General features: G+C 36.4%; 11 protein-coding genes. 4 read left to right on the top strand and 7 right to left on the bottom strand.

Annotation, left to right across the window (positions count from 1 at the left end; genetic code table 11):
- Positions 1-88 precede the first annotated feature (88 nt).
- Both ACMA47_RS04330 and ACMA47_RS04325 read left to right on the top strand, forming a co-directional pair.
- On the top strand, positions 89-1,255 hold the full coding sequence (locus ACMA47_RS04330; protein WP_034695266.1) for a THUMP domain-containing class I SAM-dependent RNA methyltransferase: 1,167 nt from the start codon (positions 89-91) through the stop codon (positions 1,253-1,255).
- Between the two features lie 19 nt (positions 1,256-1,274).
- Positions 1,275-1,697, top strand: coding sequence for a branched-chain amino acid ABC transporter substrate-binding protein (locus tag ACMA47_RS04325; protein WP_413928815.1), 423 nt, complete (start codon positions 1,275-1,277; stop codon positions 1,695-1,697).
- A gap of 424 nt (positions 1,698-2,121) precedes the next feature.
- On the opposite strand, the gene ACMA47_RS04320 is transcribed toward ACMA47_RS04325, so the two are convergent.
- A complete protein-coding gene (locus ACMA47_RS04320; protein ID WP_413928814.1) occupies positions 2,122-2,928 on the bottom strand; it encodes a helix-turn-helix domain-containing protein in 807 nt (268 codons plus the stop codon).
- A gap of 40 nt (positions 2,929-2,968) precedes the next feature.
- Positions 2,969-3,982, bottom strand: a complete 1,014-nt coding sequence (locus ACMA47_RS04315) for an SDR family NAD(P)-dependent oxidoreductase (RefSeq protein ID WP_413928813.1) — start codon at positions 3,980-3,982, stop codon at positions 2,969-2,971.
- Between the two features lie 209 nt (positions 3,983-4,191).
- Between ACMA47_RS04315 and ACMA47_RS04310 the strand changes: the two genes are divergently transcribed.
- Positions 4,192-5,196, top strand: a complete 1,005-nt coding sequence (locus ACMA47_RS04310; RefSeq protein ID WP_413928812.1) for a glycosyltransferase — start codon at positions 4,192-4,194, stop codon at positions 5,194-5,196.
- A gap of 147 nt (positions 5,197-5,343) precedes the next feature.
- Here the strand turns inward: ACMA47_RS04310 and ACMA47_RS04305 are convergent, their stop codons facing one another.
- Positions 5,344-6,573 carry an aminotransferase class I/II-fold pyridoxal phosphate-dependent enzyme gene (locus ACMA47_RS04305; RefSeq protein WP_413928811.1) on the bottom strand — a complete coding sequence of 410 codons (1,230 nt, stop codon included), beginning with the start codon at positions 6,571-6,573 and terminating at the stop codon, positions 5,344-5,346.
- A gap of 157 nt (positions 6,574-6,730) precedes the next feature.
- On the opposite strand from ACMA47_RS04305, the gene ACMA47_RS04300 reads away from it, so the two are divergent.
- Positions 6,731-7,189: an Lrp/AsnC family transcriptional regulator gene (locus tag ACMA47_RS04300; RefSeq protein WP_034695278.1), complete on the top strand. Its 459-nt coding sequence runs from the start codon at positions 6,731-6,733 to the stop codon at positions 7,187-7,189.
- Positions 7,190-7,208: 19 nt separating this feature from the next.
- Here ACMA47_RS04300 and ACMA47_RS04295 read toward each other — a convergent pair whose 3' ends face one another.
- From ACMA47_RS04295 to ACMA47_RS04280, 4 genes are all read right to left on the bottom strand, one after another.
- Positions 7,209-8,297, bottom strand: coding sequence for a serine hydrolase domain-containing protein (locus ACMA47_RS04295; protein ID WP_413928810.1), 1,089 nt, complete (start codon positions 8,295-8,297; stop codon positions 7,209-7,211).
- A gap of 170 nt (positions 8,298-8,467) precedes the next feature.
- Positions 8,468-9,499, bottom strand: a complete 1,032-nt coding sequence (locus ACMA47_RS04290) for a bestrophin family protein (RefSeq protein ID WP_413928809.1) — start codon at positions 9,497-9,499, stop codon at positions 8,468-8,470.
- A 207-nt stretch (positions 9,500-9,706) separates the two neighbouring features.
- Positions 9,707-11,779 carry a thiamine pyrophosphate-dependent enzyme gene (locus tag ACMA47_RS04285; protein ID WP_413928808.1) on the bottom strand — a complete coding sequence of 691 codons (2,073 nt, stop codon included), beginning with the start codon at positions 11,777-11,779 and terminating at the stop codon, positions 9,707-9,709.
- Between the two features lie 75 nt (positions 11,780-11,854).
- The gene (locus ACMA47_RS04280) at positions 11,855-13,978 is read right to left on the bottom strand and encodes a S8 family peptidase (protein WP_413928807.1); all 2,124 of its coding nucleotides are present in this window, start codon (positions 13,976-13,978) and stop codon (positions 11,855-11,857) included.
- Between the last annotated feature and the right edge of the window lie 38 nt (positions 13,979-14,016).

Here is a 14,016-nt window from a genome sequence, read left to right as displayed (position 1 = left end):
CATTAAGAGATTGAAAAATTCAATTGGACAAGAAGTTGGATGGTTAATCTTTTAATTTTTAAAGCTTTAAATCTTTTAATTCAAACTTATGGATACAGAAAATATTAAAATACAGATAAAGACTTTCTTTGGATTGGAGCAGATTCTGGCAGAAGAAATCAAAAAATTGGGTGGAAGAAATGTTGAAATTAAAAACAGAGCAGTAAACTGTGAAGGAGATCTTGGTTTTCTTTATAAAATCAATTACTCTGCAAGAACAGCATTGAAAATCCTGGTACCAATTCATGAATTCAAAGCTTTCAATCAGCATCAGTTCTATGATAGATTGTTCAAATTTGAATGGGAGAACTTTATGGATGTTGATCAGTCTTTCTCTATTGATGCCACTGTAAATTCTGAAACGTTCAAACATTCTCAGTTTGTGACTTTAAAAATGAAGGATGCGATCGTGGATTATTTCCAGGAAAAATTCAAAAGGCGTCCGAATGTAGAAACGAGAAATCCGGATATCAAATTCCACCTTCACATAGACAGAGAATTGGTAATGATTTCAATGGATTCTTCAGGAGATCCTTTGTTTAAAAGAGGATACAGAAGAGAACAGGGCGAGGCTCCTATCAATGAAGTGCTGGCAAGCGGAATGCTTCAGCTGGCAGGCTGGGACGGAAAGGGAAATTTCCTGGATCCAATGTGTGGTTCCGGAACCTTATTGATTGAAGCAGCAATGATTGCGATGGATCTTCCGGCTCAGATTTTCAGAAAGAGATTCGGGTTCCAGAACTGGAATAACTATGATGCAGACTTATTTGCAAAAATCAAAGAATTCAGAATTAACAGAGTAAGACAATTTGATGGAAAAATTGTTGGATATGACATTGATGCAAGAATGCTGAATGCTGCAAGAATGAATGTAGAAGCTGCAGAAATGGAAGATGTTATTGAGATTAAAAAACAGAACTTCTTTGATTCTAAAAAAGAACTTTTCCCTTTATTAATGGTATTCAATCCTCCATATGATGAGAGAATTTCCATCAATGATGATGATTTCTACAAGAAAATCGGAGATACTTTTAAAACGCATTACCCGAATACATTGGCTTGGCTGATTTCTTCCGATCTTGAAGCGGTGAAGAAAATCGGTTTACGTCCTTCAAGAAAGATCAAACTTTTCAACGGAAAGCTGGAAACAAGATTTTTACAGTATGAAATGTATGAAGGAACGAAGAAAGTACATAAACTGGAGGAGAATAAGTAGGATTTAAAATAATAAACTGATGTTATTAGATCTATTGGGAATAATTGTAGACGCGTTGGGGTTGTTTAGCTCGGGCTCAGGCTCATCAAGTTCAACCTCTGACAGAAAGAGTCTTAATTATGATGAAAAACCTCTAAAAAAGGAATCAAAAAGATCTAAATATTTTACTGAGAAAGTAAGTGCTGTAGCTTTGGTGTTAGCGGCATTTGGGCTTTTTATTGTTTTTAAAGATCCTTTACCGGTACAAAACTATACACAAACCTTAATAGTAGCTTCTTTAATAGGAATTGGTATTTCGCTGTTAGTGTTTTTTGTTCTCTATGTTTTGGAACTTTATTACTTTAAAACCCTGCTCAAATTACTTCTTTTCAGTTGTTCAGTAATCACTTTTTTTATTTCGGCAGTATTGTGTGCTTACTTTAAGTCAGGATGGTTTATATAACAGAACAAAACGGGTTTAGTAAAATTGATAGACCATATAGTCCGCTGATTTTTCCAGACGTGGAAACAGTGAAGAAAATCGGTTGACGTCCTTCAAGAAAGATCAGACTTTTCAACGGAAAATTGGAAACGACGAAGAACATATATAAACTGAAAGATAATAAGTAGGATTTAAAATAATAAACTGATGTCCTGGAATTTTTTTGACATATTTGATGTAGTTTTTGATTTATTCGGTCTGTTGGGGTCTGAATCAAAATCGTCACGTTCAAAATCACGTTCAAAACCAGAAAGAAAAGCTTTAAATCATAATATAATATCTCAAAAGAAGGATTTAAAAGATCCGGGTAGTCCAGAGAAAAAATAATTTCAGTGGTAATTAAAATAAAAAACAGGTTGTACGAATGAGTACAACCTGTTTTGTTTTATCTTGCCAGTGAAGGTGCAAAGCCATACTGTTTTTTAAAAGCATGCGAAAAATGGGAGAGATCTTCAAAACCTACTTCCAGAAAAACATCGGAAGGTTTTTTATTCTTTTCTGATAAATGATAATAGGCCAGTTCAAGACGTTTTTGCGTGAGCCATCGCTGTGGCGTCGTTTGAAAAATCTTTCTGAAATCTCTGTTGAAAGTAGACAAACTCCTTCCTGTCAGATATCCGAATCGTTCCAATGGCATATTGAACATATAATTCTTCTCCATAAAGTTAATCAGATCTACTTTTCCGGGTTCATCAAAATCTGCAAGTAAAGTATCGATATCCGGATCAATTTCCCTTAAAATACTGATGGCTTCAGTGATCTTTAAATGAGCAATGTTTTCAGGAAACGGACCTTCAATATCAAAATAAGGAATGAGAGAAGCCAGGCAACTGTTCAGGAGCGGATGGCTGCTAAAACTGTGAATGCTGGATTCCCGATGCCCGTTTTTCCTTTTATAATCAACAGAGCTATAAAAATTTTTCAGCCGTTCTGTGGTAAGATGCATTACTACAGCTTTATGTGGAAGTCCATCTTTGGGGTAATTGATAATTGTAGCCAGATGATTTCTCGGAATCAGAAAAATATCTCCTGCTTTGAACAGATAGGTTTTATCTGCCTGAATAATTTTCGTTTCTCCTGATATGAACCATACCAGCATATGATATTCAAAAACGGTTTCCGTTTTGAACAGCTTGTCGTCATAACTGGAAATTTTGATATCCGGTGTGAGGTACTGTATCTGGAATTCCATTGTCAAAAGTTTTTCATTACAAATGTATTTAAAAAAACAGTTATTGGGTGTCAAACTCAAATCCCAGCATTTCTTCGCTTAATTTCCATAAACGCTCAGCATTGTTTTTGTCAACAGAGTAGGATTGTACTCCTCGAATGGTTGCCGGTTCATCAAATCTATGTTCAATTTGTCCTTTGTCTATTTCAGCAATATCACAGTTTTCACAATAAACTCCACCTATTTCATTAAGTTGAGGACTTACAGCACACCAGATTGTTGTTGCAGCTCCTTGTGGAATGGTTTTTAATCGTGCTTCCACTTCGGGTTTGATATTTCCGTTTTCATCATGGGTTCCCAACTGTTTAAAAAGTTCGATAGGTTCTTCTCTACCCAGATCTGTTCCATATACAGAACCAGGGTGAAGGGAATACGCTCTGATATTGAATTTTTTTCCTCTTTCATCGAGTTCTACGGCAAACAGATTGCAAGCTGTTTTGGATTGTCCGTATCCGGAAAGGGTATCGTAATCTCTTTTTTCAAAATTAGGATCTTCAAAATTAAAAGGTGCCATCTGATGCCCATAAGAAGAAACGCTGATAACCCTTGCACCATTTGCTTTTTTCAGAGCGGGCCACAATTTTGAGGTAAGATGAAACTGTCCAAGATAATTAGTGGCCAGTTGAGATTCAAAACCTCTGCTGTCTCTGCGGAGTGGTACCCACATAATTCCTGCATTATTAATGAGAAGATCCAGGCTTCTGTCTGATGCAATAAATCTTTCTGCAAAAGCATCAATGGATGTCGGATCCATCAGATCCATTTTCTCAAGTTCAAAATTTTCAATTCCTGTAAGATTTTCCCTTGCTTTTTCGATATCTCTTGCGGGAATAATAACATGAGCTCCAGCTGAAGTAAGAACTTTTGTGGTTTCAAGTCCAATTCCTGCATAACCGCCGGTAATGATGACTGTTTTTCCGGTAAGATCTATTCCTTTAATAACTTCCTGAGCTGTTGAAGATGCATCAAAGCCTGATTGAATAGGTTGTTGCAATGTACTGATTATTGTTTCCATTTTTTTATTGGTTTAAATTTCTATAGCAAAATTAGGAGGGATTTTTTATGTTTATTTTGTTTAAAATGTCAAATGACTTGGCTCAGAATTTCATTTGTAATCTCCATGTAGTAAGGCAGATAAAATTCTCTATCGTTAATTTATCTGAATAAGCTGTTAAACTGTTTGTAGATTGTTCTGCGAATAAGTAATTTTGAAAAATTTTCAATTTGAAGCCTACTATTTCTATTGTCGTTGCCATTTACAACCGAAAAGATGAACTTTTCGAGTTGCTGACTTCTCTTACTCAGCAGACAGATAAGGAGTTTGAGATCATTATTGTGGATGATGGTTCTTTAATCGATCTGAAACCTACCATTGAAAATTTTGATGGAATACTGGATATTAAATATTTCAGAAAAGATAACTCAGGACCCGGACTGACAAGAAATTATGGGGCAGCAAGAGCCGCTAACGAATGGCTGGTATTTGTAGACAGTGATGTCATCGTTGAAAAAGATTATATTGAACATATTAAAAACGATATTCTTACCATTCCTTGTGATGCGTTTGGAGGAGCAGATAAAGCGCATAAAGGATTTAATCTGATGCAGAAGGCTATTTCGTATTCTATGACTTCTGTTTTTACAACAGGAGGAATCAGAGGGAGCAAGAAAGCGGTTTCGAAATTTCAACCCAGAAGTTTTAATATGGGGGTGAAAAAGGCTGTTTTTGAAAAAGTAGGCGGATTTTCAGAGATGAGGATAGGTGAGGATCCGGATCTTTCCATGACACTTTGGGAAAATGGTTTCACCACTGCTTTTTTTGATGATATTGCCGTATATCATAAGCGTAGGGTTGATTTTGGGAAATTCTCCAAGCAGGTCTACCAATTTGGTTGTGCAAGACCGATTCTTAATCAGAGACACCCGAATTATGTAAAGATTTCCTTTGCATTTCCTACCTTGTTTATGCTAGGGTATATAATGGGCTTTTTGGAGTATTTTATTATGGGAAGAGGAATTATCCTTGCTTTCTACGGATTGTATACTTTTTTAGTATTGTTCCATGCATTATTGTTGACTAAAAATATCAGCATTGCCGGAATGGCGGTTATTTCCACTTATATTCAGATGTTTTCTTATGGGTATGGTTTCCTGAAATCATGGATTTTGCTGAATGTTTTCAGAATGAAGCCTGAGGATGCTTTTCCTCATCATTATTATAAAAAGTAATTTAAGTTTTGGAAGCCCATTTCTATTGATTTTTTTGCTTGTAATTATACACAATCTTTGTCATTCCGCAGGAATCTAAACGGTTGGAGTTATAAATTAAGAAAATAAAAAAGGCTGTTTCAAACGAAACAGCCTTTTATAATAAATTTAGATGGTAGAAATGTTTTCATGGTGATTAAGAACTCCTACTTTCAGCATACATTCCTTCATTTTATGATAAGTTCTTTTGATATCGTGGTCTAGACCAATGGAGAATCTGATCAGTCCGTCAGAAATCCCTATGGAAGCTCTTTCTTCTTCCGGGATTTCAGATGAGGTAGATTTTCCTGAGCATGAGAATAAGGTTTTATAGAACCCTAAGCTTACGGCAAGATACCCCAGATTTTCTGTCTGCATCAGCTCCATCAGTTCATTTGCTTTTTCTGTTGTTCCGGCATCCAGAGTCAGTAATCCTCCGTATCCGTATTCTTCATGAATCATGCTTTTCATTAATTCATGGTTTTTATGAGATGGTAAGCCGGGATAAGATACTTTTAAGCCGTCTTTTTCGAATCTCTCAGCCAGATACATGGCATTGTGGCTATGCTGTTTGATTCTGATATGTAATGTTCTCAGGTTTTTTAAGATGCTTGAAGATCTTAAACTGTCCATCGTTGGACCAAGAAGCATACACGCTCCGGAATTGACATTTTTAGTATCATCAATAAATGCCTGGCTAGCACAATATACTCCTCCTACCGTATCACTGCTTCCGTTGATAAATTTTGTCAAACTGTGAATCACAACATCTGCCCCGAATAAAGTGGGAGAGATAGAAAGAGGAGAGAAGGTATTATCTACAATCAGCTTCAGATTGTGTTTTTTGCAGATTTCGGAAAGCTTTCTAAGATCTGCTACTTCAAGAAGCGGGTTGCTTACACTTTCACAATAAATAACTTTAGTATTGGGAGTGATTGCTTTTTCTATAGATTCAAAATTGTTGATGTCAACAAAAGTAGTCGCTACATTGAATTGAGGGAAGAAATTTTTAAGAAAAGCATAAGTTCCTCCGTAGATGGTTCGGCTTGAAATAATATGGTCTCCACTTTTGCATACCTGCATCAAAACGGAAGTAATAGCTCCCATTCCGGATGCTGTAACGTTGGCAGATTCCGTGTTTTCCATCTTGGCAAGAGCCTGAGCCAGATAAAGATTCATCGGTGATGAATGTCTGGAATACAGATAACATCCTTCCGCATTTCCTTCGAAAGTATCAAACATGGTCTTTGCAGAAAGGAATGTATAGGTAGAGCTATCAGAGATAGAAGGATTCACTCCTCCGAATTCACCAAAATACTGAAGATCCTGGATCTCATTGGCTGCGTTAAAGTTTTCCATAAATATTGTTTTTATTTTATCGTTCCAATTTGCATTAATTTCCTAATAATTACAATATAAAATTGAATTTATAGAATATAAAACTGTAAAATATTGTTTATTTAGAAAAAATATTTAGTATCTTCGATATTATTAAATTTTTACCAAAAAAATATCTATGGAACTTGACGAAACAGATAAGAAACTGTTACTTTTTTTACAGGAAGACTGTAAGCAAACCACCAAAGAGCTGTCCGGTAAGCTTGGATTGTCGGTTACAGCAATTTATGAGCGTGTAAAAAAGCTTGAAAATGCAGGTGTTATTTCAAAATATGTAGCCTTGCTGGACAAGAGTAAAGTTAAGAAAAATTTTATCGTGTTGTGTCATGTGAAGCTAAGCCAGCATAAAAAAGAATTTGTACTGCAGTTTGAAAAGGAGGTGATGGATCTTCAGGAAGTGACAGAATGCTTCCACGTAAGCGGAGACTATGATTATATCCTTAAAATAGGGGTGAAAGATATTGAAGACTACCGCAGTTTTATGCTGACGAAACTTACAACGCTTCAACACATTGCAAGTACGCACAGTTCTTTTATGATTTCCGAAGTGAAAAATACTACAGCGATCATACTGTAGATTATCAATAAATTGTTAGTCAGTTATTGGTTTCTTTGGTTATTTTATCAATGAAATAGTGGAGTCTTTTAATCTCTGTTCTGCCTTTATTTTTATCATTCAGAAAGCAGGTGGTTACAATGACCATTTTTAAATCAGGAATGACACAGATAAGCTGTCCGCCATAGCCGGTGGCTACGAAAGCCTGATGCCCGTTGGTTTTTCTACGCCACCAGTAATAGCCGTAACCGTTGGCATTCGGCATAACATCCCAGGTATCCAGTTTTACCTGTTCAGAAGTAGATTCCTGAATCCATTTTGAAGAGACGATCTGTTTGCCGCTAAATTTTCCGTTGTTCAGGATCATTGTACCAAACTTCAGCATGTCTTCAGGTTTCATAAACATTTCCGAACCTGCAATATTCCTGTTCATGGAATCTGTATCCCAGCGTGGAGTATTCATCTTTAATGGCCTGAAAAGATTTTCTGTGGCGAACTGTTTCAGGTTAGTCTTTACGATTTTGGCTAATGCTGCACCGAAAAGATGGGTTTCACCACTGTTATAATTGAAGACTGTCCCTGGATATTCTTCAAAAGGAAGATCCAGTACAAATTTTACAGGATCACCGGAAAACAACATGGCTGTTGAAATTTTTGAATTTTCAACCCAGTCAAAACCACCCTGCATGGTCAGCAGATTTTTTAATGTTAATGTATTTCTGATGGAATCATGAGCTACCTTCCCTTCAATATTGGAAATGTTTTTGAAGCTGCTTCTTGATATATTATATTCCGGAAGAATTTTTAAAACCGGAGTATTGAGGTTGGGAAGTATGTTTTTATCCTGTGCAATACCTGCCAGCACAGAGACGATACTTTTGGTAACAGATTTTATACTGAAAATAGTCTCTTTATTGGCACTATGGAAATACTGCTCATAAATTATTTTATTGTTTTGTGAAACAATGAAAGATCCCAGAGAAGGAATACTGTCATTAATTTCTTTGGTAAATCCGTCTGTAAACTCTTTGGGTAACTCTTTGTTGAAAGCTATCTGTGATTTCGCTTTAGGGCAGAATAAGGCAAGACATAACATTGTGATAGTCTGCAGAAGTTGCTTGGATTTCATTGTTTACAAAAGAAAGGATAAAATTTTAGTTGATGAAAAAAGTAAAAGCTAAATCGATTCAGATGAATCAATATAGCTTGTGCTTTCAATGCTTCTAAATTATGAAAAACAATGAACTTTTTGAATAGGTTTTAAAGAATATTTTAAAGTTTTTACAATGATTAAAGAAGTTAAACCAAAACTCCGTTTTTGGAAGAAATAGGATCAGGAAGCTCTGTTTCTCCGCTCATCTGAAGAAGGTCTATTTCAATCGTTCTGCAGATCGAAAGCATCGGAACATCAAACATTAATCCTGCAAAAGGATTTTCAGAATAATCTCCTACCAGTTCCATAATGATATAAATCCATCCGATGATGATACAGAAAGGGATAGAGGTCCAGATTCCCCAATCACCTAGCTTTGCAAACTCATTCACTAATCCTAATGGGAGCAGCATGATAAAAAGAATATTGAATACAAAAGCTGTGCTGGCAAACTGTCTTGGAGAAGGGAATTTTTTGATTCTTTCTGCCTGTCCCTGGAAATTGTAGAATTCATTCAGGCTATTCTGCAACTGAGTTTGGTTGAATTCTGTGATAGCATTTATGTTTTTTAGCTCATTGATGTCTTTTGCCTGTTGGGCAACCAGATAGGTAGCGAAGTTTTTATAATCGTTTTTAAGCTCATATTCTTCCTCCGAAAGATATTTGTGAAGGAAAATAGGAGCTCTTCCATAATCCGGAAAACCTGCCTTGATCAATCTGTTTCTTCTCAGGTTGATATTCCCGAATTTATTATTTTCTGTACTGATGTGTTCCCATTCTGTAGGTACCAGAAGTTGTTCACGGAAAGTATATAACCATGCAATATGACGGTAAACGATTCTTCTCTTACGGTCTTCGAGATCAAAAACTCCAATTTCTTCATTTTTAGTATCAAAAGCATACACCATAGAAGCAAACGAACGGCTGGAATTCACAATTCCACCCCATATTTTTCTGGCTTCCCAAAGTCTGTCATAGGCCTGGTTGTTTTTAAAACCCACAAGGAATGCTTCTGCTGTACCAATAAGTGCAACAGGAACCCATGGAATCGTCATCCAGTGCCAGTTAAAAAAATAAAAGAAAACAGCAATCAATGTACACCATATAGAAATAAGGATAAGATGTACACCGGCAAGATTGAGGACCTGTTTATAGTTGACGTATTTGGTTGTGATCATAAAAATGGATGTGTTTTGCGTGTATAGACAAAATAAATACCAAACTGGGATTCATTGTATTTCGTAGTACCTCTCAGATAATGGATAATTGTGTTTTGTTGGTTGATAATCGACTAGAATTGAGATTGATAATCTTAAATAAAAGTAGTGAAAAAAATGCATAAAAAAACCTCTAAATATTTTTAGAGGTTTTAAGTTTATATAAAATTAATATTTCAGCATTTCTTCGATCTTATTGCTGAGCTTTTCAGCATTTGGAAGCATCTCTTTTTCCAGTACCAGATTGATTGGAACAGCAGGTACATCCAGTGATCCCATAGTTTCTACTGGTGCATCAAGATACTTGAAGCAGTTTTTAGAAATACGATGTGCGAATGCTTCTGCAAAAGAGTTGTTTAACTGCTCTTCTGTAAGAACGATACATTTTCCGTGCGCTTTTACTCTTTCAAAAACAAGTTCCTCATCCAGAGGAATTAATGTTCTTAAATCAATCACTTCAACTTTTCCGTTGAAGTTTTTGGCTGCTTCTTTAGCCCAGTAAACTCCCATACCGTAAGTAACCACTAATAAAGTTCTGCCTTTTTCAGTTTCATCTTTATCAGCTTCAATAATCACTTTACCTTTTCCGAATGGAAGAACATAGTCTTCAGCAGGTTCTATCGTTTTAGCATCTTCAGTTCCCGGAACTTTACTCCAGTATAATCCTTTATGTTCCAGCATTACTACCGGGTTCGGATCATAATAGGCTGCTTTTAATAACCCTTTAAAATCGGCAGCGTTACTTGGGTATGCTATTTTGATTCCTTTGATATTGGCTAAGATGCTTTCAACACTTCCACTGTGGTAAGGACCACCACCTCCATAGGCTCCGATAGGAACACGGATAATGTTGCTTACTGGGAATTTTCCGCCACTTAAATAACTGGATTTTGAAATTTCCGTAATTAACTGGTTGATTCCCGGATAAATATAATCTGCAAACTGAACCTCAACAATTGGTTTTAGTCCAACAGCACTCATTCCTGCTGTAGATCCAATGATATAAGCTTCCTGAATGGCTGTATTGAATACTCTTTTGCTTCCGAATTTTTTTCCTAAAGTAACCGTTTCACGGAAAACTCCACCAATTCTTTCTCCTACATCCTGTCCGTAAAGAAGAGCTTCCGGGTGTTTCCACATCAATTCCTGTATTGCGTGGATGGCAGCATCTACCATTACAATTTTTTCTCCGTTGGCAGGTTCACGAGTTCCTGTTTCCTCTGTAATTGGAGTAGGAGCGAAAACGTGCTGCATTACGGTTTCGGGCTTTGGATCTTCTGCATTTTTAGCTTTTTCGAAAGCTTCTTCTGCTTCAAGACGTGCCTTTTTAGTGATTTGCTTTAAAAGATCTTCGTCTACACCTGCTTCCAGTAAATATTTTCTAAGGATTTCTCCCGGGTCTTTAGCTCTGTGTTTTGTTAAATCTTCTTCATCTCTATAGAATTCTCTTCTTACTCCCGAAGTATGGTGCCCGATCAATACAGTCTTTGCACAGACAACCAAAGGTTTTCTTTCTGTTCTTACAAAGTCTACGGCTTTTTTCATGGCTTCAAAACTTTCCACGAAATCAGTTCCATCTACTCTCATTCTGCTTAATCCGGTGAAACCCGCTACGAAATCATAAGCGTCACAGGTTCTTGCCTCGTCTTTTGTTACGGAAATTCCCCATTCGTTATCCTGAACCAGGAAGATAATAGGAAGCTGGTGTAAAGCGGCAAATTGTAAAGCTTCACTCACTTCTCCTTCTGTAACAGAATTATCTCCAAGACTACAAACCACAACAGGATTGTTTTCAAAATTCTGAAGGTTGAAATCCTGAATGTATTTAATTCCCTGGGCTACTCCTGTCGTAGGAATAGTCTGCATTCCTGTGGCAGAACTCTGGTGAACAATTTTTGGCTTGTTTTCATCCCTACTTGAAGGGTGTGAGTAATAAGATCTTCCTCCCGAAAAAGGATCATCAGCTTTGGCCAGTAATTGAAGCATTAATTGGTAAGGTTCAAAGCCAATTCCTAAAAGAATACTTTCGTCTCTGTAATAAGGAGAAACCCAGTCTTCTTTCTTTAGCTGATAAGCTGTTGCAAGCTGAATAGCTTCGTGACCTCTGGAAGTACTGTGAACGTATTTGCATACATTTCTGTTTTCTTCGTAGATGTCTGCCATGGCTTTCGCCAGCATCATATGATTATACGCTTTGAGTAATATATCCTGAGAAACTTTTTCGTGAAGTGCATTTTCCATAGGAAGCAAATATACATAAAAAAACAAAATACTAACAACTGTTAGTATTTTGTGTAAAATCTTTGTTGATATAGGTTATTCCTTGATCACTTTTTTAGAAATAACATCTTTGTCTGTTTTTATTTCAATGATGTAAATTCCTTTTGTGTAAGCGGATAAATCTACTGCTTCTTTATCATTGTTAATGATACCTGTCTGTAATTTTTTACCTGAAAGATCATAAACATTAAAAGTAGACTTTTTAGGTGCTTTTAATATATTGGTAAAGTCTTTTACAACAGTTGGAGCTACGGTTAAAGCATCCATTGCGAATCCGGTTTCTTTAGTTCCCAATACTTCGGTAAATCCTGTTACGATAACAGAGTAGTTTTGAGGAGAAGTAACACTCGGAGAAGCGTTATTTTTTAATGTTCCTTTATGGGAAATTTCAATTCTATAAACAGCTCCTGGTGTTGGAGTGTCAATAACTACCTGCTCAACATTGTCCACTGCATTGTCTCCTTTTGTTGCAGGCAACATTGGGTTATTGGCATCCAGTTTCCATGGAAGATAAGTTGTATTGTTTGTTGTATTGATAATCTTTACATCTAAATCATTAATTAATCTTGAAGTTCTGTTGTTGTATAGATTATCCCACTGATTCGTAATGTTGGTGTACTCCGGATCAATCCAGGATATGGTTACTTTTAACGGTTCAGTTCCGGATGCTTTAACTGTTTTAGTATTAACGGCACCATTATTTAATGTTTCATTATTAAATATGATGGTATTATTAGATTTTCCTACAAGCAGTTCAGCTCCTTTTTTTGCATTAATGTATCCCCATCCGTACCATGGATCTGGGCCTATCTCTCCAGCTTCAAGAGCTGAATGGACCATTAAAGTTTTTGAAGCGGAAGCAATAAGCTCTGTGTTGTTGAATAAAGATTTGTAGATCTGCATCCAAAGTCCAATAATTCCGGCTACCTGAGGAGCAGCCATTGAGGTTCCACTATTCACTTGCCAGGTTATACTTCCTGTGGTGTTTTCTGCAGTAGATGCCATCCAGACATCGGTTCCCGGAGCAGAAATATCTGGTTTAATACCACCATCATCTCTAGGACCCGCACTACTATAATCAGACTTTAAAACATCTGTAGCTGCACTATATCTATTATTGTTTGTTGTGATAGGATCTGTTGCTCCAACTACAATAATGTTTTTAGCCAATGAGCCATAACCTATACAGTCATAACCTTGTGCACAGTTAGCAGGTGGTTCTGTACCTGTTGTATAGGTAGAATATCCCGAACCATTATAATAATAAGCTGTTGTAGTGCTACCTGAATATCCTGGTCCAAATCCGAAATAATTTCCGGCAGATTTCACGATAGTATAAGTTGGATTATTATAAACGATAGCATCATAAGATCTGTCGTTTGTATAATAGGTTCCCATTAAATCGTAATTAGTTCCGGAAATATAATTTCCTCCCCAATACCATGCGTTAGCAGGATATCCGTTTGCTGTAGTTTTATAATCCCAGGCAGCATTTATACCATAAGAGTGATTGGATATTTTAGGCTGGGCCAGCAAGATTTTATCAAATACAGTACTTGTAGTTGAGTTACCCGGTAGTGTTGTAGTTGCAAATCTGTAGGAATCCATTGTTGAATTTAATGCGATTCCCATTGCATTTCCTGTGACTACGACTCCATTACTTGTGGCTGACAATGGTGAAGATTTAGCACCGATAATACTTGCTACCCCTGTTGAATGGGCACTATAAGCATTAGTGGCTGCTTCTTTGTTGGAAATTCTACCTGCCGCGTTATTAAAAGCGGTATGAGCTTCATAAATTCTTCCTCCATCAAAAATTGCATATACAATTCCTTCGCCTTTAAATGATCCGGCTAGTCCATTGACACCTCCGGCAGTTGTTAAGGCATCAACGTTGTTATTTAAAATTTGAGTTTGATCTTCTGACTGGTAAAAGTTGGGAACATTTCCACTAAACCCGGCCAGATTTTCTCTCATTTCCTGAATTATTTTTTGAGTTTCAGGATTTCTATCACTACCAAATCTTCTAGAAACATAAGAGTCAAACTTTTCATTATTCTCTTTGTTTTGTCTTTCAAATTCTCTCTTTAAGCCATCATTGTTTTGTGCACTTACTAAAGCTATTGCTAATGTGCTGATGAGAAGTAGATGTTTCTTCATTTTAGTTGTTGAAATATTAAAATTGTAATTCATCAAAT

The organism is Chryseobacterium sp. T20 (assembly GCF_047345655.1).
Taxonomy (GTDB): Bacteria; Bacteroidota; Bacteroidia; order Flavobacteriales; family Weeksellaceae; genus Chryseobacterium.
Note: the sequence above shows the minus strand (reverse complement) of the source record. Positions and strands in the feature narration are given on the sequence as shown.

Bases quoted from the DNA above. Each gene is read 5' to 3' on its own strand.
- ACMA47_RS04290 (WP_413928809.1), bottom strand. From the start codon at position 9,499: ATGATCACAACCAAATACGTCAACTATAAACAGGTCCTCAATCTTGCC.
- ACMA47_RS04300 (WP_034695278.1), top strand. From the start codon at position 6,731: ATGGAACTTGACGAAACAGATAAGAAACTGTTACTTTTTTTACAGGAA.
- ACMA47_RS04280 (WP_413928807.1), bottom strand. From the start codon at position 13,978: ATGAAGAAACATCTACTTCTCATCAGCACATTAGCAATAGCTTTAGTA.
- ACMA47_RS04295 (WP_413928810.1), bottom strand. From the start codon at position 8,297: ATGAAATCCAAGCAACTTCTGCAGACTATCACAATGTTATGTCTTGCC.
- ACMA47_RS04330 (WP_034695266.1), top strand. From the start codon at position 89: ATGGATACAGAAAATATTAAAATACAGATAAAGACTTTCTTTGGATTG.
- ACMA47_RS04285 (WP_413928808.1), bottom strand. From the start codon at position 11,779: ATGGAAAATGCACTTCACGAAAAAGTTTCTCAGGATATATTACTCAAA.
- ACMA47_RS04305 (WP_413928811.1), bottom strand. From the start codon at position 6,573: ATGGAAAACTTTAACGCAGCCAATGAGATCCAGGATCTTCAGTATTTT.
- ACMA47_RS04325 (WP_413928815.1), top strand. From the start codon at position 1,275: ATGTTATTAGATCTATTGGGAATAATTGTAGACGCGTTGGGGTTGTTT.
- ACMA47_RS04320 (WP_413928814.1), bottom strand. From the start codon at position 2,928: ATGGAATTCCAGATACAGTACCTCACACCGGATATCAAAATTTCCAGT.
- ACMA47_RS04315 (WP_413928813.1), bottom strand. From the start codon at position 3,982: ATGGAAACAATAATCAGTACATTGCAACAACCTATTCAATCAGGCTTT.